This is a genomic window from Type-E symbiont of Plautia stali, from assembly GCF_059731115.1.
In genome coordinates, this window is sequence record NZ_AP035906.1 from 578242 (window position 1) to 598433 (window position 20192).

Below are 20192 nucleotides of genomic sequence, written 5' to 3' on the forward strand. Positions count from 1 at the left end.
GTCAATACTACGTCCCGAGGCGGTGCAAAGTAAACGATGACCCACAGGGAACTCTGGGGTAAAATACGTATCAAAATGCAAAACCGAACCTGACCCGGAAAGCTTTCCGGGTCAGGCTTCTTTTGCTTGTGAAAAGAGGTAACGCGCCGCAGAAGCTGTTTTCTGCTGTCACCGGTCAGGATGACGCCGTTAACCAGGATAGATGACGAGGAGCCAAAATGAATCAGATTCCGATGACGTTGAAAGGCGCTGAGAGCCTGCGTGAAGAGCTGAACGAACTGAAAACCGTGAAGCGTCCGCGCATCATCGCCTCTATTGCCGAAGCCCGTGAGCATGGCGATCTAAAAGAAAATGCCGAATACCACGCTGCCCGTGAAGAACAGGGTTTTTGCGAAGGCCGTATTCAGGAGATTGAAGCCAAACTCTCCAACGCTCAGGTGATTGATATCACGACGATGCCGAAAACCGGCCGCGTGATTTTTGGTGCTACCGTGACCATTTTGAATGTGGATACGGACGAAGAATTCACTTACCGCATCGTGGGTGATGATGAAGCTGACTTCAAACAAAACCTGATTTCAGTGAACTCGCCGATGGCGCGTGGTTTGATTGGAAAAGAAGCAGACGACGTTGCGATTGTGAAGACACCGGGCGGCGATGTGGAATATGAAGTGTTAAAGGTGGAATACCTTTAAGATATTGCTACGCTTTGAAATGTGTAGCCGCATATTGTAAAGAAAGGAAAAAGGCCGCATAGCGGCCTTTTATCCCATGCAGGAGCATGGCACTTTCTCTGCCCGTCATGGCAGCCTTTACGGCTTCATTAACGTGGCAGAGTAATTTTGCGCTCTTTTGCAGGGCGATACAGCACCAGCGTGTTGCCGATGACCTGTACGTTACAAGCTTTTGTTTCACGTACGATAGCGTCAACGATCAGCTGCTTGGTTTCACGATCTTCAGAGGCAATTTTCACCTTGATCAATTCGTGATGCTCGAGCGCCAGTTCGATTTCGGCGAGCACGCCTTCGGTCAAGCCATTACCGCCCAGCATAACAACGGGCTTCAGTGGATGGGCAAGGCCTTTCAGGTGCTGTTTTTGTTTGGTACTCAGATTCATCGTATTTTTTACTTACTCAGGGATTGAAAACGGTTCATTCTACCGCCATCTCGGGTATATCGCCAAATCAACGCGACTCATTGCGTACTGATTTATCGCTACGATGAAGATTTAATTGGAAAAATTATGACGGGTAAAAAGCGTTCGGCCAGTTCCAGTCGCTGGCTACAGGAACACTTTAGCGATAAATATGTGTTGCAGGCACAGAAAAAGGGGTTGCGTTCGCGCGCCTGGTTTAAACTGGACGAAATTCAGCAGGGTGACAAGCTTTTCAAACCCGGCATGACAGTGGTAGATCTGGGTGCTGCGCCCGGCGGTTGGTCGCAATATGCGGTACAACAGATTGGATCGAACGGTCGTATTATTGCCTGTGACTTGCTTCCCATGGACCCGATCGTTGGTGTCGATTTTTTACAGGGCGACTTTCGTGAAGAGGCAGTGCTGAACGCATTGCTGGAGCGAGTAGGTGACCAAAAGGTGCAAGTTGTTATGTCTGACATGGCGCCGAACATGAGTGGTACACCTGCGGTTGATATTCCACGATCGATGTATTTGGTAGAGTTGGCGCTGGAAATGTGTCGGGATATCCTGGCGCCTGGCGGCAGTTTTGTAGTGAAAGTGTTTCAGGGAGATGGCTTCGAGGAATACCTGCGGGAAATTCGCTCCCTATTTACGAAAGTGAAAATTCGTAAGCCAGACGCTTCTCGTTTACGTTCGCGTGAAGTGTACATTGTGGCGACAGGGCGCAAACTATAGCTCTCGGTACCGGAATCAAAGCAAGGCGAACTGCGTTTACTCTGATGTGTAATTCTGAGTTTCAGTGAAAAGCAGTAAAATCATCAGCGCCGCGATTCCAGGTCTGAAGGATATATAGTACCCTACGCTGTCTGTTAACACCGTTGTAATATGAGGTTAATCCCTTGAGTGACATGGCGAAAAACCTGATTCTCTGGTTAGTCATCGCGGTCGTGCTGATGTCTGTCTTCCAGAGCTTTGGGCCCAGCGAGTCGAATGGCCGTAGGGTTGATTATTCAACCTTCCTGTCGGAAGTGAACCAGGATCAGGTCCGCGAGGCACGTATTAACGGGCGTGAGATTAACGTTGTCAAAAAAGACAGTAATAAATATACGACTTACATTCCTGTCAACGATCCAAAGTTGCTTGATAACCTCTTGACCAAAAACGTCAAAGTGATTGGCGAACCACCAGAAGAGCCAAGCCTGCTGGCTTCCATCTTCATCTCCTGGTTCCCAATGCTGCTGTTGATTGGCGTTTGGATCTTTTTTATGCGGCAGATGCAGGGCGGCGGTGGCAAAGGCGCGATGTCCTTTGGCAAGAGTAAAGCCCGCATGCTGACCGAAGACCAGATCAAGACCACGTTTGCTGATGTCGCAGGTTGCGATGAAGCAAAAGAAGAAGTGGGTGAACTGGTTGAATATCTGCGCGAGCCAAGCCGCTTCCAGAAACTGGGGGGTAAGATCCCGAAAGGCGTCCTGATGGTCGGTCCTCCGGGTACCGGTAAAACCTTGCTGGCTAAAGCGATTGCTGGCGAAGCAAAAGTGCCGTTCTTCACTATCTCCGGTTCTGACTTTGTTGAAATGTTCGTGGGTGTCGGTGCATCTCGTGTGCGTGACATGTTCGAGCAGGCGAAGAAAGCCGCGCCGTGCATCATCTTTATCGATGAAATCGATGCTGTAGGCCGTCAACGTGGCGCCGGTTTAGGCGGTGGTCATGATGAACGTGAGCAGACGCTGAACCAGATGCTGGTTGAGATGGATGGCTTCGAAGGTAATGAAGGCATCATCGTTATCGCCGCAACTAACCGTCCAGACGTACTTGACCCCGCGCTGCTGCGCCCAGGTCGTTTTGACCGCCAGGTTGTGGTCGGTCTGCCAGATGTCCGCGGTCGTGAACAGATTCTGAAAGTGCATATGCGTCGTGTGCCGTTGGCCACTGACATCGATGCAGCGATCATCGCACGTGGTACGCCGGGCTTCTCGGGTGCTGACCTCGCTAACCTTGTCAACGAAGCGGCACTGTTTGCTGCACGTGGCAACAAGCGTGTGGTCTCGATGGTTGAGTTCGAGAAAGCGAAAGACAAAATCATGATGGGTGCAGAACGTCGCTCCATGGTGATGACGGAAGCGCAGAAAGAATCCACCGCTTACCACGAAGCGGGCCATGCGATTATTGGTCGTCTGGTACCGGAACACGATCCGGTGCATAAAGTGACAATTATCCCGCGTGGACGTGCGCTGGGTGTGACCTTCTTCTTGCCAGAAGGTGACGCGATTAGCGCCAGCCGCCAGAAGCTTGAAAGCCAGATCTCAACGCTGTATGGCGGTCGTCTGGCGGAAGAGATCATCTACGGCGCAGAACACGTTTCTACCGGTGCATCTAACGACATTAAAGTCGCCACTAACCTGGCGCGCAACATGGTGACGCAGTGGGGCTTCAACGAGAAGTTAGGTCCGTTGCTGTATGCTGAAGAAGAAGGCGAAGTGTTCCTCGGCCGCTCTGTGGCTAAGGCGAAACACATGTCAGATGAAACAGCACGCATCATCGACCAGGAAGTTAAGCACCTGATCGACAGCAACTACCAGCGTGCTCGTGTTCTGCTGGGTGAGAACATGGACATCCTTCACGCGATGAAAGACGCGCTGATGAAGTATGAAACCATTGATGCGCCACAGATTGATGACTTGATGGCTCGCCGTGAAGTTCGCCCACCAGCAGGTTGGGATGATTCAGGCAGCAACAGTTCATCGGACAACAATGGGACGCCAAAGGCGCCACGTCCGGTTGATGAACCGCGTACGCCAAATCCTGGCAACACCATGTCAGAACAGCTCGACAAATAAGAGGCCACAAACCTCAGCAAAAACCCCGGCCGGTCCGGGGTTTTTTACATTCAGTGATACCGTGATTCCCAAGGAGATTCCCACCATGAAGTTGTTCGCCCGTGATTCCCATCTCGATCTGTCGTTTCCCCATGTGATGGGTATTTTGAATGTCACGCCGGACTCCTTCTCTGATGGCGGAACACACAACACATTGGTGGATGCGCTGACCCATACCAATGAGATGGTGAATGCGGGCGCAACCATCATCGATGTCGGCGGGGAATCTACGCGGCCAGGAGCCGATGAAGTCAGCGTAGATGAAGAGTTAGCACGCGTGATTCCGGTGGTTGAAGCTATCGCCCAGCGTTTTGAAGTGTGGATTTCTGTTGATACTTCAAAGCCAGAGGTGATCCGTGAATCGGCGCGAGTGGGTGCTCACATCATTAATGATATTCGTTCACTGTCAGAATCGGGTGCATTGGCAGCAGCAGCGGAGACCGGTCTGCCGGTATGCCTGATGCACATGCAGGGCGAACCGCGCACTATGCAGCAAGCACCTGAATATCAGAATATCGTGGGTGAAGTGGACGCTTACTTCCAGGCACAGATTGCACGTTGCGAAGCGGCAGGCATTAAAAAAGAGAATCTGTTGCTCGACCCTGGCTTCGGTTTCGGTAAGAATCTCAACCACAATTATCAACTGCTGGCTGAACTCAGCCATTTCCACCATTTTGGCTTACCGCTATTGGTCGGAATGTCGCGCAAATCGATGATTGGCCAGCTGTTAAATGTCGGTCCGACGCAGCGTTTGACCGGCAGCCTGAGCTGTGCGGTGATTGCCGCTATGCAGGGCGCACAAATTATTCGCGTGCATGATGTGAAAGAGACTGTCGAAGCGATGCGTATTGTTGAAGCGACACGGAGAGCAAAAGGATAAAGCATGAGTAATCGTAAATATTTCGGTACAGATGGTATTCGTGGCAAGGTCGGTGAAGCACCGATTACCCCTGATTTTGTCCTAAAGCTGGGTTTTGCTGCGGGTAAGGTTCTGGCGCGCTCTGGATCACGTAAGGTATTAATTGGTAAAGATACGCGTATTTCTGGCTACATGCTGGAATCGGCACTGGAAGCGGGCCTGGCTGCTGCTGGTTTGTCGGCGGCCTTTACCGGGCCTATGCCAACCCCCGCGATTGCCTATCTGACGCGTACCTTCCGTGCAGAAGCCGGTATCGTGATCTCTGCATCGCATAACCCCTTCGACGATAACGGCATCAAATTCTTCTCTGCGGAAGGCACTAAATTGCCGGATGAAGTGGAAGAGGCCATCGAGCTTGAGTTAGAGAAGCCACTGACCTGCGTTGAGTCCGCTGAGTTGGGGCGCGCCAGCCGTATCGTTGATGCTGCTGGTCGTTATATTGAGTTCTGTAAAGGCACATTCCCGAGCGAGTTAAGTCTTAACGGTCTGAAAATCGTAGTGGATTGCGCCAACGGTGCGACCTATCACATTGCGCCTAATGTGCTGCGTGAATTAGGTGCCAAAGTGATTGCGATTGGCGTTCAACCCGATGGCATGAATATCAACAAAGAGTGCGGCGCAACCGATCTCCGCATGCTGCAGCAGCGCGTGCTGGAAGAGAAGGCCGATTTGGGCCTTGCTTACGATGGCGATGGTGACCGCATCATGATGGTGGATCATCTGGGCATGAAGGTCGATGGTGACCAGATTCTCTACATCATTGCACGTGAAGCCTTACGTCAGGGGCAACTGCGCGGCGGCGTGGTGGGTACGTTGATGAGTAATATGGGGCTGGAACTGGCGTTGAAACAGTTGGGCATTCCCTTCACGCGTGCCAAAGTGGGTGACCGCTACGTGCTGGAAAAAATGCAGGAGAAAGGCTGGCGCATGGGGGCTGAAAACTCCGGGCATGTCATTCTGTTGGATAAAATCAGCACTGGCGATGGCATCGTGGCAAGTTTGCAAGTACTCACTGCTATCGTGCGTAATCACATGAGTCTGCATGATTTGTGCAGTGGCATGAAAATGCTGCCGCAGATTCTGGTGAATGTGCGCTTCAGTGGCAGTCATGATCCTCTTGAATCCGAGAGCGTTAAGGCTGTCAGCGCTGAAGTGGAGAAAACGTTAGCAGGGCGCGGTCGTGTGCTGTTGCGTAAATCGGGGACTGAGCCGCTGATTCGCGTGATGGTCGAGGGTGAAGATGAAGCGTTAGTCACCGAACTGGCGCATAAAATTGCTGATGCGGTGAAAGCGGTCTAAGCGTGTTAACAGGCGGCGAGATTTCGACTTTCCGCCTGTTAAATCACCATCCTGGCGCTTTTTTCCGCAATCAATAAAGTTCGTGAAAATTGCGCTTGCAGAGGTATGTCCCATTGGTTAGTATTCACACCCGCTTCTGATGGGTGATGACGATACTCCCCGTCAATATTGGTGAAGCTTTAACTGTGCGGATAACGCGCAAGGAAACAGGTTGATTATGTACGAAGCTCTGTTAGTTGTTTTCCTTATTGTTGCGATTGGCCTCGTGGGTCTGATCATGCTTCAGCAAGGCAAAGGCGCTGATATGGGAGCCTCATTCGGTGCAGGCGCCTCTGGTACACTGTTCGGTTCAAACGGGTCTGGTAATTTCATGACACGTATGACGGCAGTACTGGCGACCCTGTTCTTCATTATCAGCTTGATTCTGGGCAATCTGAACACGAACAAGTCTTCTAAAGGAAGCGAGTGGGAAAACCTCACTGCGCCAGCTCAGTCTGAACAGCAGACTCAGCCAGCTAAACCGGCAATCCCGGGCAATGATATTCCGCAGTAACATCGTCAATGCTTTAGCGGCAACATAACGTCGCAGTCAGTGCAGTACCGAGGTGGTGAAATTGGTAGACACGCTACCTTGAGGTGGTAGTGCTCGAAAGGGCTTACGGGTTCAAGTCCCGTCCTCGGTACCAAATCTCAGTAAAACTTGCTTTTTAAGCAAGGTCGGCGTATTATTCGCCACGTTTTCGGACGCGGGGTGGAGCAGCCTGGTAGCTCGTCGGGCTCATAACCCGAAGGTCGTCGGTTCAAATCCGGCCCCCGCAACCACTTTCCCTTAGAGTTCTTTTTCAAATATACTGTATGCATCGACGGACGCATCCTCAGTGTTTTTTTGAAAAAAATTCTTTTGGATTGTGTGCCGATGCCGCTCTGCGGCGTACAGGGTCCAGTGATAAAAAGCCCCGAATTTTCGGGGTTTTTTATTATCAGGAATCGCAATACTGGGCTATAGGCCCTTTTTTTATGTCTTGGGGGTGGGCTTGTCCACATTAGAGCAAAAATTGACTGATTTGATCACCGCTCCAGTAGAAGCGCTTGGCTACGAATTGGTCGGTATCGAATTCGTTCGCGGTCGCACATCGACTTTGCGCATCTATATTGATAGTGAGAATGGTATCAATGTTGATGATTGTGCCGATGTTAGCCACCAGGTCAGCGCGGTAATGGATGTGGAAGATCCCATTACGGTGGCTTACAACCTTGAAGTCTCCTCGCCAGGTCTCGAGCGTCCTCTTTTCACTGCTGAACACTATGCACGTTTCGCCGGTGATGAGGTGAGCCTGACACTGCGTATGGCCGTACAGAACCGCCGTAAATGGCAGGGGATCATCAAATCCGTGGAAGGTGAGATGATCACGGTAACCGTTGAGGGTAACGATGAGGTGTTCGCGCTGAGTAATATTCAGAAAGCGAACCTGGTCCCCCACTTTTAAAAGTCCGGATTGAGGCTAACCAGGATGAACAAAGAGATCTTAGCTGTAGTAGAAGCCGTTTCTAACGAAAAAGCCCTGCCACGTGAGAAAATCTTCGAGGCGCTTGAGAGCGCTTTGGCCACTGCGACTAAAAAGAAGTATGAGCAAGAGATCGAAGTGCGCGTCAGCATTGACCGTCGCAGCGGTGATTTCGATACTTTCCGTCGCTGGCAGATTGTGGAAGAAGTAACACAGCCGACTCGTGAAATTACGCTGGATGCGGCCCGCTTTGAAGACGAAGCGTTCAATCTGGGCGAATACGTTGAAGACCAGATCGAATCTGTCACCTTCGACCGTATCACCACCCAAACCGCTAAACAGGTTATCGTGCAGAAAGTCCGTGAAGCTGAGCGCGCGATGGTGGTTGATCAGTTCCGTCAACACGAAGGTGAAATCATCACCGGCGTGGTGAAGAAAGTAAACCGCGACAGCATCTCACTCGATCTGGGCAGCAATGCTGAAGCCGTGATCGGACGCGAAGATATGCTGCCACGTGAAAACTTCCGCCCAGGCGACCGAATTCGCGGCGTGTTGTACGCTGTTCGTCCGGAAGCGCGTGGTGCACAGCTGTTTGTCACCCGTTCTAAGCCAGAAATGCTGATCGAACTGTTCCGCATTGAGGTGCCAGAAATCGGTGAAGAAGTTATCGAGATCAAAGCGGCAGCGCGCGATCCAGGTTCACGCGCTAAAATCGCGGTGAAAACCAACGATAAACGCATTGATCCGGTCGGTGCTTGTGTGGGTATGCGCGGTGCGCGTGTCCAGGCTGTATCAAGCGAGCTGGGTGGCGAGCGTATTGATATCGTGCTGTGGGACGATAACCCGGCACAATTCGTCATTAACGCCATGGCGCCAGCCGATGTGGCGTCAATTGTGGTGGATGAAGACAATCACACCATGGATATCGCTGTTGAAGCCGGCAATCTGGCTCAGGCGATCGGCCGTAACGGCCAAAACGTGCGTCTGGCTTCCCAACTGAGTGGTTGGGAACTGAACGTGATGACCGTCGATGATCTGCAGGCTAAGCATCAGGCTGAAGCCCACGCAGCGATCGATATGTTCACCAAACATCTCGACATCGACGAAGAGTTCGCCACCGTACTGGTGGAAGAGGGCTTCTCTTCGCTGGAAGAATTGGCTTATGTGCCAATCAACGAGTTGCTGGAAATCGACGGCCTCGACGAAGAGACCATTGAAGCCCTGCGTGAACGAGCAAAAAATGCGTTGACCACCCTGGCATTAGCGAAAGAAGAGAGCCTTGGTAATCAGGAGCCCGCTGAGGATCTTCTGAATCTTGAGGGCCTGGATCGTGCGCTGGCGTATCGCCTGGCGTCCAAAGGCGTTTGCACGCTGGAAGATCTCGCTGAGCAAGGTGTTGACGATCTGACAGATATTGAAGGGCTGGATGATGAGAAGGCCGGTGCGCTGATTATGGCTGCACGTAATATCTGCTGGTTCGGCGATGACGCGTAATAACAGGAAGGAACAGCATGACAGATGTAACCGTAAAATCGCTGGCCGCCGAAATTCAGACTCCGGTCGATCGCCTGGTACAGCAATTTGCTGACGCAGGGATCCGCAAGTCTGAAAACGATGCGGTGTCCCAGCAAGAGAAAGAAACCTTACTGTCCCATTTGAATCGTGAGCACGGTCAGACCGGTTCAAGTAAACTGACATTACAGCGCAAAACGCGCAGCACCTTGAATATTCCCGTCACCGGGGGTAAAAGTAAGTCGGTGCAAATCGAAGTCCGCAAAAAACGCACATACGTGAAAGGTGATGCTGAGTCTGAGCAAGCTCAGGCAGAAGCTGAAGCCGAGGCGCAGCGTGAAGCGGAAGAGCAGGCGCGTCGCGAGGCGGAAGAACAAGCCCGTCGCGAAGCTGAACAAAAAGCGCAACGTGAAGCCGAAGATAAAGCCAAGCGCGAAGCCGCTGAAAAGGCCAAGCGTGAAGCAGCGGAAAATGAGAAAGTGACTAATCAACCTACCGATGAAGTAACCAAGGCTGCGCAGTCTGATAAGGCGCGTCGTGAAGCCGAAGCGGCTGATCTGAAACGCAAAGCGGAAGAAGAAGCACGCCGTAAGCTGGAAGAAGACGCTCGCCGTGTGGCAGAAGAAGCCCGCCGCCTGGCTGAAGAGAAATCAGCTGAATGGGAAAAACCAGAGGAAGAAGACAAAGGCGACTACCATGTCACCACTTCCACTCATGCCCGTCAGGCTGAAGACGAAAACGACCGTGAAGTTGAAGGCGGACGTGGACGTGCGCGTACCACCAAAGCAGCGCGCCCAGCCAAAAAAGGCAACAAGCATTCTGAAGCGAAAACTGATCGCGAAGAAGCGCGTGCGCAGTTCCGTGGTGGTAAAGGTGGTAAAAACCGTAAGCCAAGCGCACTGCAGCAGGGCTTCAACAAACCCGTTCAGGCTGTTAACCGTGATGTGATCATCGGCGAAACCATTACTGTTGCCGAGCTGGCAAACAAAATGGCGGTGAAAGGCTCACTGGTTATCAAAGCGATGATGAAAATGGGCGCAATGGCGACCATTAACCAAGTCATCGATCAGGAAACAGCCCAGTTGGTTGCGGAAGAAATGGGGCACAAAGTGATCCTGCGCCGCGAGAACGAACTGGAAGAAGCGGTGATGGACGATCGTGATACCGATGCAGCGCAGGAGTCACGCGCTCCGGTGGTCACTATCATGGGTCACGTTGACCATGGTAAAACCTCGCTGCTGGACTATATCCGCTCAACCAAAGTCGCTTCAGGCGAGGCTGGCGGTATTACACAGCATATCGGTGCTTACCACGTTGAAACTGACAACGGTATGGTAACCTTCCTGGATACCCCGGGCCACGCCGCGTTTACCGCGATGCGTGCACGTGGTGCGCAGGCAACGGATATCGTAATTCTGGTGGTTGCTGCCGATGACGGCGTGATGCCACAGACTATCGAAGCCATCCAGCACGCCAAAGCGGCCAAAGTGCCGGTTGTGGTTGCGGTGAACAAGATTGATAAGCCAGAAGCAGACCCGGATCGCGTGAAGAATGAACTGACCCAGTACGGAATCATTCCGGAAGAGTGGGGCGGTGAAAACATGTTCGTTAACGTCTCTGCGAAAGCGGGTACCGGTATTGATGACCTGCTGAATGCGATTCTGCTGCAGGCTGAAGTGCTGGAACTGACCGCCATTCGTGAAGGTATGGCGAGCGGCGTGGTTATCGAATCCTTCCTCGACAAAGGTCGTGGCCCGGTTGCGACCGTGCTGGTGCGTGAAGGTACGCTGAACAAAGGCGATATCGTACTGTGCGGCTTCGAATACGGCCGTGTCCGTGCGATGCGTGACGAACTGGGTCGTGAAGTGCTGGAAGCGGGTCCATCCATTCCAGTGGAAATCCTCGGTCTGTCTGGTGTGCCAGCTGCGGGCGATGAAGCGACGGTTGTGCGTGATGAGAAGAAAGCACGTGAAGTTGCACTGTATCGTCAGGGCAAATTCCGCGAAGTGAAACTGGCGCGTCAGCAGAAGTCGAAGTTGGAGAACATGTTCGCCAACATGACCGAAGGCGAAGTGTCCGAGCTGAACATCGTGCTGAAGTCCGACGTACAGGGTTCGGTGGAAGCGATCTCCGACTCGCTGCTGAAACTCTCCACCGACGAAGTGAAGGTGAAGATTATCGGTTCGGGCGTGGGTGGTATCACCGAAACCGACGCGACCCTGGCAGCGGCTTCCAACGCCATCATCCTCGGCTTTAACGTCCGTGCTGACGCTTCTGCGCGTCGCGTGATTGACGCTGAAAACGTGGACCTGCGCTACTACTCCGTTATCTATAATCTGATTGACGAAGTAAAAGCAGCCATGAGCGGCATGCTGGCACCGGAATTCAAACAGCAGATCATTGGTCTGGCCGAAGTGCGTGACGTGTTCAAGTCACCGAAATTTGGCGCCATTGCTGGCTGTATGGTCACCGAAGGCAACATCAAACGTCACAACCCGATTCGCGTACTGCGCGACAACGTGGTGATTTACGAAGGCGAGCTGGAATCTCTGCGTCGCTTTAAAGACGATGTCAACGAAGTGCGTAACGGCATGGAGTGTGGTATCGGCGTGAAGAACTACAACGACGTTCGCGTTGGTGACATGATCGAAGTCTTTGAAGTGATTGAAATTAAACGCACCATCGATTGATCATCACTTGATGTGTTGCAATTTGGGAGGCCTCTGGCCTCCCGAATTATTTGGGAGAAAGAAAAAATGGCAAAAGAATTTGGCCGCCCACAGCGCGTATCTCAGGAACTGCAGAAAGAAATCGCAATTATCCTGCAACGTGAAATTAAAGACCCGCGCCTCGGCATGATGGTAACGGTATCCGGCGTAGAAGTGTCGCGCGACCTGGCGTATGCCAAAGTCTTCGTGACCTTTTTGAATGATCAGGATGAAGATGCGGTAAAAAATGGCCTGAAAGCGCTGAAAGAAGCCTCAGGTTATATCCGTATTCTGGTAGGGAAAGCGATGCGTCTGCGTATCGTGCCTGAACTGACCTTCTTCTATGACAATTCGCTGATCGAAGGGATGCGCATGTCTAACCTGGTCAGCAACGTGATCAAAAGTGACGTTGAGCGTCGTGGCGAAAGCCCGGCGGAAGATGACAAGGAGGACTAATGAGTCGTCCTCGTCGTCGCGGTCGCGACGTCCACGGTGTGTTTTTGCTGGATAAGCATCAGGGCGCATCCTCGAACGATGTGCTGCAGAAAGTGAAGCGTCTGTTCCATGCTAACAAAGCGGGTCACACGGGTGCGCTTGATCCCCTGGCAACAGGCATGCTGCCGATCTGCCTCGGTGAAGCGACGAAGTTTTCGCAGTTCCTGCTCGATTCCGATAAACGCTATCGCGTTATTGCCCGCCTCGGCGAGCGTACGGATACCTCAGACGCTGATGGCAATATCGTCGAAACGCGCCCGGTGACCTTCAATCAAGCCCAGCTTGATGCGGCGCTGGAGAGCTTCCGTGGTGACACCTTACAAGTACCCACCATGTTCTCTGCGTTGAAGTACCAGGGCCGCAAGCTGTATGAATACGCGCGTGAAGGCATTACCGTACCGCGTGAAGCACGACCGATCACCGTGTTTGAACTGCAGTTTATTCGCTGGGAAGGGGATGAGCTGGAGCTGGAAATTCACGTTTCCAAGGGCACTTATATTCGCACCATCATCGATGACCTCGGCGAGAAGCTCGGCTGCGGCGCACATGTGATTATGTTGCGTCGTTTGCAGGTGGCGAAGTATCCGATTGATCGCATGATCACCTTTGAGCAGTTGCAGGCGATGGCGGCTGAAGCGAACGCAGCAGAAACGCCAGACTACCGTGCACTGGATGCACTGCTGCTGCCAATGGATAGCCCTGCGGAGGAGTTCCCCATCGTCAATTTGCTGCCCTCTGTCGCCGCTTATTTCAAGCAGGGGATGCCGGTGCAGGTGGCGAATGCGCCTGAACAGGGATTGGTGCGTGTTACCGAAGGTGAAGAACATAAATTTATCGGCATGGCAGAAATCGCTGAGGATGGGCGCGTGGCGCCGCGTCGTCTGGTGGTAGAGTTCCCCGCCTAATCAATACGCTCACGTTTGACCTTACGGCGCATTTGCGTTGCTATCAGGCGAAGAGTAGAATAGCGCGGCTTTTAAAGCGGGCTGCTGAATTAGAGATCGGCACCCAACCATTCATTTATTATTTCGGAGTTTATTATGTCTCTAAGCGTAGAAGCTAAAGCAGAGATCGTTGCTAAATTCGGTCGTGGTGCTAACGACAGCGGTTCAACTGAAGTTCAGGTTGCTCTGCTGACTGCTCAGATTAACCACCTGCAGGGTCACTTCTCTGAGCACAAAAAAGACCACCACAGCCGTCGCGGTCTGCTGCGCATGGTATCTCAGCGTCGTAAGCTGCTGGACTACCTGAAGCGTAAAGACGTTGCACGTTACACCAGCCTGATCGAAACCCTGGGTCTGCGTCGCTAAGTCTGAAGAATCTGATCAACGATGTAGCACATGCACTATGCAGAAAAGCGCATCTGACGATCAGATTTGTGCGAGTTTCGCGAAAAGGGGGCCTTTATGGCCCCTTTTTTCGAGCAATCCGCAGCATTCCGTACCAAACTCATGTATTGTTGCTGAGAGTGATCTTTGCTTGCAGCGTTTCGCGCGGCTAATGAGAGGCTTTACCGCATGAGCGGTTGAAGATTGTCATTAGTCGCGAGGATGCAACTAAAGATCGGTAAACCCCGGCGAGCCAAAGAGCGCTCTGCCCCTCGAATTTAAGGACTTAAATTTTGCTGAACCCGATCGTACGCAAATTCCAATATGGTCAGCATACCGTCACGCTGGAAACCGGCATGATGGCGCGCCAGGCCACTGCAGCAGTTATGGCGAGCATGGACGACACCGCGGTATTCGTGACTGTTGTTGGCCAGAAAAAAACCAAACCAGGTCAGGATTTCTTCCCGCTGACGGTTAACTATCAGGAGCGTACTTACGCTGCTGGTCGTATCCCGGGTAGCTTCTTCCGTCGTGAAGGCCGTCCAAGCGAAGGCGAAACCCTGATTTCTCGTCTGATTGACCGTCCAGTGCGTCCACTGTTCCCGGAAGGTTTCATCAACGAAGTGCAGGTGATTGCGACCGTTGTGTCTGTTAACCCACAGGTTAACCCGGACATTGTTGCGATGATCGGTGCTTCTGCTGCATTAGCGCTGTCTGGTCTGCCATTCAATGGCCCAATCGGTGCTGCACGTGTGGGTTATATCAATGACCAATACGTTCTGAACCCAACCGCTGATGAAATTAAAACTTCACGTCTGGACCTGGTGGTTGCAGGTACTCAGAACGCGGTTCTGATGGTTGAATCTGAAGCAGAAGTACTGACAGAAGACCAGATGCTGGGCGCGGTGGTGTTCGGCCACGATCAGCAGCAGGTTGTTATCGAAAACATCAACGCACTGGTTGCTGAAGCAGGCAAACCACGTTGGGACTGGCAGCCAGAGCCAGCGAACGATGCACTGATTGCACGTGTTGCTGCACTGGCAGAAGCCGGTATCGCTGATGCTTACCGCATCACGGATAAACAAGAGCGTTACACTCAGGTTGGCGCAGTTAAAGACGCGACTATTGCTGCCCTTCAGGCTGAAGACGAAACGCTGGATGCTGGCGAAATCGCTGACATCGTTCACGATCTCGAGAAGAGCGTCGTGCGTAGCCGTATCATCCGTGGTGAGCCACGTATCGATGGCCGCGAAAAAGATATGATCCGTGGTCTGGATGTACGTACTGGCGTGCTGCCACGTACTCACGGTTCTTCTCTGTTCACCCGTGGTGAAACGCAGGCACTGGTTACCGCAACACTGGGTACCGCCCGTGATGCGCAGAACCTGGATGAGCTGATGGGCGAGCGTACTGATAGCTTCCTGTTCCACTATAACTTCCCTCCATACTCAGTGGGCGAAACCGGCATGGTTGGTTCACCGAAGCGTCGTGAAATTGGTCACGGTCGTCTGGCGAAGCGTGGCGTGCTGGCAGTCATGCCGAAGCAGGAAGAGTTCCCGTACACCGTCCGTGTAGTGTCAGAAATCACCGAATCTAACGGTTCTTCTTCAATGGCTTCTGTGTGTGGTGCTTCTCTGGCACTGATGGACGCAGGCGTACCGATCAAAGCAGCCGTAGCCGGTATCGCGATGGGTCTGGTCAAAGAAGACGAGAACTTCGTGGTTCTGTCTGACATCCTGGGCGATGAAGATCACCTCGGCGATATGGACTTCAAAGTAGCGGGTAGCCGCGACGGTATCACTGCACTGCAGATGGATATCAAAATTGAAGGTATCACCCGTGAGATCATGCAGGTTGCACTGAATCAGGCTAAGGGCGCGCGTCTGCACATCCTGAGCGTGATGGAGCAGGCCATCAGCACCCCACGTCAGGAAATCTCTGAGTTCGCACCACGTATCTATACCATCAAGATCAGCTCAGACAAGATCAAAGATGTTATCGGTAAAGGCGGTTCTGTTATTCGTGCGCTGACCGAAGAAACCGGCACCACCATAGAAATCGAAGATGATGGCACCGTGAAAATCGCAGCAACCGACGGCAACAAAGCGAAGGAAGCGATTCGTCGTATCGAAGAGATCACCGCTGAAATCGAAGTGGGTCGTATCTACTCTGGTAAAGTGACGCGTATCGTTGATTTCGGTGCCTTCGTGGCCATCGGCGGCGGTAAAGAAGGTCTGGTCCATATCTCTCAGATCGCTGATAAGCGTGTTGAGAAAGTGACCGACTATCTGCAGATGGGTCAGGAAGTTCCAGTGAAAGTGATGGAAGTGGACCGTCAGGGCCGCGTACGCCTGAGCATCAAAGAAGCGACAGAGCAGAAACCAGCGGAAGAAACCCCTGCTGCAACGAATGCATCTGACGCCGAGTAAGCGTTTACTGATTGGCCTCTCCCTGCTTTTCGGGGAGAGGTATTTGGATCATCGCGAGGGCGGGAATCCTTGTGCACAGCAGGCGGATGACAGGATGGTTATCCCAATGTTTGTATTCGGGAGTGGGAAATGAAGCCTTTTTTGCGCTGGTGTTTTGTTGCGACAGCTATCACGCTGGCAGGATGCAGCAACTCCAATTGGCGTAAGAACGAAGTTCTGGCAGTACCTTTGCAGCCCACACTGCAGCAAGAGGTGATCCTGGCGCGAATGGAACAAATTCTTGCCAGTCGTGCCCTGACCGATGATGAACGCGCACAGCTATTATATGAGCGCGGAGTGTTGTATGATAGTTTGGGTCTGAGGGCATTAGCGCGGAACGATTTCTCGCAAGCGCTGTCTATAAGACCGGATATGCCTGAGGTGTTTAACTACCTCGGTATATATTTAACGCAGGCAGGCAATTTTGATGCTGCCTATGAAGCGTTTGATTCTGTACTTGAGCTTGATCCAACTTACAACTATGCGCATTTAAACCGTGGTATCGCCCTCTATTACGGCGGTCGATACAAGTTAGCGCAAGATGATCTGCTGGCGTTTTATCAAGACGATCCTAACGATCCTTTCCGCAGCCTTTGGCTCTATCTCGTTGAAAGCGATATGGATGCCGACAAGGCCAAAGTCACGCTGAGACAGCGACATGACAAAGCGGTCCGGGACCAATGGGGATGGAATATTGTCGAGTTCTACCTTGGCGACATCAGTGAAAAAACGCTGATGGAACGTCTCAAGGCGGACGCAACGGATAACACCTCGCTCGCTGAACATCTCAGTGAAACCAACTTCTATTTAGGTAAGTACTACCTAAGTCTGGGGGAGAAGGACGACGCGAAAGCGTTGTTCAAACTGGCGGTCGCTAACAATGTTAACAACTTTGTTGAGCACCGATACGCATTGTTGGAACTGGCGCAACTCGGCCAGACACAAGACGATTTATCAGAATCTGACCAGCAATAGCTGACGAACTTTTATTGCCTGAATACTTGTAAAGTCATCATCTTCGAGGTGAGGGCTTTTCTGTTCGTCAAAACTTCTAATTTGAGCCGGTTCACACTTTTTGATGAAAATGACTGAAAATTTTCACGACGAGTTATGTAGACTGGCCGCCGCAATCCAAGAGGCACGTGTACTACATGACTGATATTCAAACCACTTTTTCTGACCTTGGCCTGAACGCTGACATCCTCGAATCACTGACCGGTATGGGCTACGAAAAGCCATCCCCAATCCAGGCTGAGTGTATTCCTCACCTGCTGGCGGGCCGTGATGTGCTGGGTATGGCGCAGACCGGGAGTGGTAAAACAGCGGCATTCTCCCTGCCGTTACTGAACAACATTGATCCATCTGTCCGCGCACCACAGATCCTGGTGCTGGCTCCAACCCGTGAACTGGCTGTTCAGGTTGCTGAAGCCATGACGGAATTCTCTAAACACATGCGTGGCGTGAACGTGGTTGCCCTGTACGGCGGCCAGCGCTATGACGTTCAGCTGCGCGCACTGCGCCAGGGACCACAGGTTGTCGTAGGTACGCCTGGTCGTCTGCTGGATCACCTGAAACGCGGCACGTTAGATCTGTCTAACCTGCGCGGCCTGGTGCTGGACGAAGCTGATGAAATGCTGCGTATGGGCTTCATCGAAGACGTTGAAACCATCATGGCGCAGATCCCAGACGGTCATCAGACCGCGCTGTTCTCAGCGACCATGCCAGAAGCGATTCGTCGTATCACCAAACGCTTCATGAAAGATCCACAGGAAGTGCGCATTCAGTCAAGCCTGACCACGCGTCCTGACATTTCTCAGTCTTACTGGACCGCTTATGGCCGTAAAACTGACGCGCTGGTGCGTTTCCTGGAAGCGGAAGACTTTGATGCTGCCATCATCTTCGTGCGTACCAAAAACGCTACGCTGGAAGTGGCTGAAGCGCTGGAGCGCAGCGGCTATAACAGCGCAGCACTGAACGGTGACATGAACCAGGCTCTGCGTGAGCAGACACTGGAGCGCCTGAAAGATGGTCGTCTGGATATCCTGATCGCGACCGACGTTGCAGCACGTGGTCTGGACGTTGAGCGTATCAGCCTGGTTGTTAACTATGACATCCCAATGGATGCTGAGTCTTACGTTCACCGTATCGGTCGTACCGGTCGTGCGGGTCGTGCTGGCCGTGCGCTGCTGTTCGTTGAGAACCGCGAGCGTCGTCTGCTGCGTAACATCGAACGCACCATGAAGTTGACTATTCCAGAAGTTGAACTGCCAAATGCAGAACTGCTGAGCGAGCGCCGTCTGGCTAAATTCGCCGCCAAAGTACAGCTGCAGCTGGAAAGCAGCGATCTGGATATGTACCGTGCACTGCTGAGCAAAATGCAGCCGGGCGAAGATCTGGATCTCGAAACACTGGCCGCAGCACTGCTGAAAATGGCACAGGGCGAACGTCCACTGATTCTGCCACCAGAAGCACCACGCCCACCACGTCGTGAGTTCCGCGACCGCGATGATCGTCGCGATTCACGTGACTCACGTGGTCCACGCGAAAGCCGCGGTGACCGTGATGGCGCTCCACGTCGCGAACGTCGTGACGTTGGCGAAATGCAGCTGTACCGCATTGAAGTGGGCCGTGATGATGGTGTTGAAGTTCGTCATATCGTGGGCGCGATTGCTAACGAAGGCGACATCAGCAGCCGTTACATCGGTAACATCAAGCTGTTTGGTACGCACTCAACCATCGAGCTGCCTAAAGGTATGCCGGGCGAAGTTCTGCAGCACTTCACTCGCACGCGCATCCTGAACAAGCCGATGAACATGCAGTTGATGGGTGATGCTCCTGCGTTCGAGCGTAGTGAACGTCGTCCAGGCGGTCGTGATGGCGAGCGTCGTGGTAATGGCGCACCGCGTGGCGAAGGCGCACCGCGTCGTTTCTCTGAGCGTCGTGAAGGTGGCCGTGAAGGCGGACGCTTCAGCCGTGAAGGCGGTCGTGGCCCACGTCCAGAAGGTGCTTCTGCACCACGTCGTCGTGACGCGTAAGCACTAAACGCAAACAGTAAAAAGGGACGCCACGGCGTCCCTTTTTTATATTCGTAAAATAATGTTTACACGCCGCCGGCAATCAATACGCGCTCTCCACTCACGTAGGCTGACTCTTCTGATGCCAGAAACAGGGCAACCTGCGCCACATCTTCCGGCAGACCAAACCGGCCTAGCGGCGTCGCGGCGATCAGTTTCGCCTTAACATCTGGATTCATCTTCTTCGCGGCCAGCAAGCCTTCAGTCAGGATAATGCCCGGTGCTAACGCATTAACGCGGATATTACGCGGCCCAAGCTCACGCGCCAGACCTTGCGTTAAGGTATCGATTGCGCCTTTGGTCGCGGCCCACAGCACTGAGCCAGGCGTGCTCTGCTTACTGTGAAGCGCACTCAGGTTAATGATCGATCCACCCCGCGCAGGGAAGTGTTTTGCCGCCTGCTGGCACACTAACACTGTACCTAACAGGTTCACATTGAGTTGCTGCTGCATTTCGCTAAGGCTGAGCTCGGCAAAGTCACCGTGATGGAAGATGCCAGCATTATTGACCACAATATCCGGTGCGCCAAACTGCTCGATGCTGCGAGCGAACAGACGCTGCACATCGGCCTCGCGTGAGATATCGGCCTGAACGGCGATGGCGTCGCTGCCCAGCTCGCAGATGTCAGTGACCACATCTGCCGCGCCCGCTTCATCCTGTCGATAGTTAACCACGACCCGAGCACCGGCCGCCGCGAAAGTCATAGCAATGGCGGCGCCAATGCCTTTCGACGCGCCCGTTACCAGCGCAATTTTGCCTTCAAGTGCTTTCATTGTGTCTCTCCACCTGAGAATTCGGGGAAGGGTAAGCATGCGCTGTCCATACAATTTTGCGGTAGCGCAATCCTGCAAGCTTTTTGCACGATCC

At 52.7% G+C, this 20192-nt stretch carries 18 protein-coding genes and 2 tRNA genes; 18 read left to right on the plus strand and 2 right to left on the minus strand.

Going from position 1 to position 20192, the window contains the following annotated elements; translation table 11 throughout:
• Positions 1–218: 218 nt before the first annotated feature.
• Entirely contained in the window at positions 219–695 is a 477-nt protein-coding gene (gene greA / locus AC6I8L_RS02545) for a transcription elongation factor GreA (protein WP_034826545.1), read from the plus strand.
• A gap of 128 nt (positions 696–823) precedes the next feature.
• Here greA and yhbY read toward each other — a convergent pair whose 3' ends face one another.
• A complete protein-coding gene (gene yhbY / locus AC6I8L_RS02550) occupies positions 824–1117 on the minus strand; it encodes a ribosome assembly RNA-binding protein YhbY (protein WP_034826542.1) in 294 nt (97 codons plus the stop codon).
• Between the two features lie 126 nt (positions 1118–1243).
• On the opposite strand from yhbY, the gene rlmE reads away from it, so the two are divergent.
• From rlmE to AC6I8L_RS02635, 17 genes are all read left to right on the plus strand, one after another.
• Positions 1244–1873 (plus strand): 23S rRNA (uridine(2552)-2'-O)-methyltransferase RlmE, encoded by a 630-nt coding sequence (gene rlmE / locus AC6I8L_RS02555; protein ID WP_034826540.1) that lies wholly within the window; start codon positions 1244–1246, stop codon positions 1871–1873.
• Between the two features lie 173 nt (positions 1874–2046).
• A complete protein-coding gene (ftsH, locus tag AC6I8L_RS02560) occupies positions 2047–3978 on the plus strand; it encodes an ATP-dependent zinc metalloprotease FtsH (RefSeq protein ID WP_058959449.1) in 1932 nt (643 codons plus the stop codon).
• 85 nt (positions 3979–4063) lie between these two features.
• Positions 4064–4897 carry a dihydropteroate synthase gene (gene folP, locus AC6I8L_RS02565; RefSeq protein WP_058959448.1) on the plus strand — a complete coding sequence of 278 codons (834 nt, stop codon included), beginning with the start codon at positions 4064–4066 and terminating at the stop codon, positions 4895–4897.
• A gap of 3 nt (positions 4898–4900) precedes the next feature.
• Positions 4901–6235 carry a phosphoglucosamine mutase gene (gene glmM / locus AC6I8L_RS02570; protein ID WP_034826534.1) on the plus strand — a complete coding sequence of 445 codons (1335 nt, stop codon included), beginning with the start codon at positions 4901–4903 and terminating at the stop codon, positions 6233–6235.
• 217 nt (positions 6236–6452) lie between these two features.
• Complete coding sequence (gene secG, locus AC6I8L_RS02575) at positions 6453–6788, plus strand: preprotein translocase subunit SecG (protein ID WP_058959447.1); 336 nt, start codon at positions 6453–6455, stop codon at positions 6786–6788.
• A gap of 46 nt (positions 6789–6834) precedes the next feature.
• Positions 6835–6921, plus strand: a tRNA-Leu gene (locus tag AC6I8L_RS02580).
• Positions 6922–6980: 59 nt separating this feature from the next.
• Positions 6981–7057, plus strand: a tRNA-Met gene (locus AC6I8L_RS02585).
• Positions 7058–7269: 212 nt separating this feature from the next.
• Positions 7270–7722: a ribosome maturation factor RimP gene (gene rimP, locus AC6I8L_RS02590; protein WP_034826528.1), complete on the plus strand. Its 453-nt coding sequence runs from the start codon at positions 7270–7272 to the stop codon at positions 7720–7722.
• 24 nt (positions 7723–7746) lie between these two features.
• On the plus strand, positions 7747–9234 hold the full coding sequence (gene nusA / locus AC6I8L_RS02595; protein ID WP_034826526.1) for a transcription termination factor NusA: 1488 nt from the start codon (positions 7747–7749) through the stop codon (positions 9232–9234).
• 17 nt (positions 9235–9251) lie between these two features.
• Positions 9252–11942 (plus strand): translation initiation factor IF-2, encoded by a 2691-nt coding sequence (gene infB, locus AC6I8L_RS02600; protein ID WP_034826524.1) that lies wholly within the window; start codon positions 9252–9254, stop codon positions 11940–11942.
• Between the two features lie 66 nt (positions 11943–12008).
• Positions 12009–12416: a 30S ribosome-binding factor RbfA gene (gene rbfA, locus AC6I8L_RS02605; protein ID WP_034826517.1), complete on the plus strand. Its 408-nt coding sequence runs from the start codon at positions 12009–12011 to the stop codon at positions 12414–12416.
• Complete coding sequence (gene truB, locus AC6I8L_RS02610; protein WP_058959446.1) at positions 12416–13360, plus strand: tRNA pseudouridine(55) synthase TruB; 945 nt, start codon at positions 12416–12418, stop codon at positions 13358–13360. The genes rbfA and truB overlap by 1 nt, the downstream gene beginning before the upstream one ends.
• A gap of 135 nt (positions 13361–13495) precedes the next feature.
• Positions 13496–13765, plus strand: a complete 270-nt coding sequence (rpsO, locus tag AC6I8L_RS02615; protein ID WP_034826514.1) for a 30S ribosomal protein S15 — start codon at positions 13496–13498, stop codon at positions 13763–13765.
• A gap of 311 nt (positions 13766–14076) precedes the next feature.
• Positions 14077–16212, plus strand: a complete 2136-nt coding sequence (pnp, locus tag AC6I8L_RS02620; protein WP_097118208.1) for a polyribonucleotide nucleotidyltransferase — start codon at positions 14077–14079, stop codon at positions 16210–16212.
• A 129-nt stretch (positions 16213–16341) separates the two neighbouring features.
• The gene (nlpI, locus tag AC6I8L_RS02625) at positions 16342–17226 is read left to right on the plus strand and encodes a lipoprotein NlpI (protein ID WP_008104288.1); all 885 of its coding nucleotides are present in this window, start codon (positions 16342–16344) and stop codon (positions 17224–17226) included.
• 109 nt (positions 17227–17335) lie between these two features.
• A complete protein-coding gene (gene yrbN / locus AC6I8L_RS02630) occupies positions 17336–17410 on the plus strand; it encodes a protein YrbN (protein ID WP_480344885.1) in 75 nt (24 codons plus the stop codon).
• Positions 17403–19286 (plus strand): DEAD/DEAH family ATP-dependent RNA helicase, encoded by a 1884-nt coding sequence (locus AC6I8L_RS02635; RefSeq protein WP_058959445.1) that lies wholly within the window; start codon positions 17403–17405, stop codon positions 19284–19286. Before yrbN ends, AC6I8L_RS02635 begins: the two co-directional genes overlap by 8 nt.
• A 65-nt stretch (positions 19287–19351) precedes the next feature.
• Here AC6I8L_RS02635 and AC6I8L_RS02640 read toward each other — a convergent pair whose 3' ends face one another.
• Entirely contained in the window at positions 19352–20098 is a 747-nt protein-coding gene (locus AC6I8L_RS02640) for an SDR family NAD(P)-dependent oxidoreductase (protein WP_058959444.1), read from the minus strand.
• Positions 20099–20192: the final 94 nt, after the last annotated feature.

Coding starts and splice junctions, on each gene's coding strand:
- greA (WP_034826545.1), top strand. CDS start 219: ATGAATCAGATTCCGATGACGTTGAAAGGCGCTGAGAGCCTGCGTGAA.
- yhbY (WP_034826542.1), bottom strand. CDS start 1,117: ATGAATCTGAGTACCAAACAAAAACAGCACCTGAAAGGCCTTGCCCAT.
- rlmE (WP_034826540.1), top strand. CDS start 1,244: ATGACGGGTAAAAAGCGTTCGGCCAGTTCCAGTCGCTGGCTACAGGAA.
- ftsH (WP_058959449.1), top strand. CDS start 2,047: ATGGCGAAAAACCTGATTCTCTGGTTAGTCATCGCGGTCGTGCTGATG.
- folP (WP_058959448.1), top strand. CDS start 4,064: ATGAAGTTGTTCGCCCGTGATTCCCATCTCGATCTGTCGTTTCCCCAT.
- glmM (WP_034826534.1), top strand. CDS start 4,901: ATGAGTAATCGTAAATATTTCGGTACAGATGGTATTCGTGGCAAGGTC.
- secG (WP_058959447.1), top strand. CDS start 6,453: ATGTACGAAGCTCTGTTAGTTGTTTTCCTTATTGTTGCGATTGGCCTC.
- nusA (WP_034826526.1), top strand. CDS start 7,747: ATGAACAAAGAGATCTTAGCTGTAGTAGAAGCCGTTTCTAACGAAAAA.
- infB (WP_034826524.1), top strand. CDS start 9,252: ATGACAGATGTAACCGTAAAATCGCTGGCCGCCGAAATTCAGACTCCG.
- rbfA (WP_034826517.1), top strand. CDS start 12,009: ATGGCAAAAGAATTTGGCCGCCCACAGCGCGTATCTCAGGAACTGCAG.
- truB (WP_058959446.1), top strand. CDS start 12,416: ATGAGTCGTCCTCGTCGTCGCGGTCGCGACGTCCACGGTGTGTTTTTG.
- rpsO (WP_034826514.1), top strand. CDS start 13,496: ATGTCTCTAAGCGTAGAAGCTAAAGCAGAGATCGTTGCTAAATTCGGT.
- nlpI (WP_008104288.1), top strand. CDS start 16,342: ATGAAGCCTTTTTTGCGCTGGTGTTTTGTTGCGACAGCTATCACGCTG.
- AC6I8L_RS02635 (WP_058959445.1), top strand. CDS start 17,403: ATGACTGATATTCAAACCACTTTTTCTGACCTTGGCCTGAACGCTGAC.
- AC6I8L_RS02640 (WP_058959444.1), bottom strand. CDS start 20,098: ATGAAAGCACTTGAAGGCAAAATTGCGCTGGTAACGGGCGCGTCGAAA.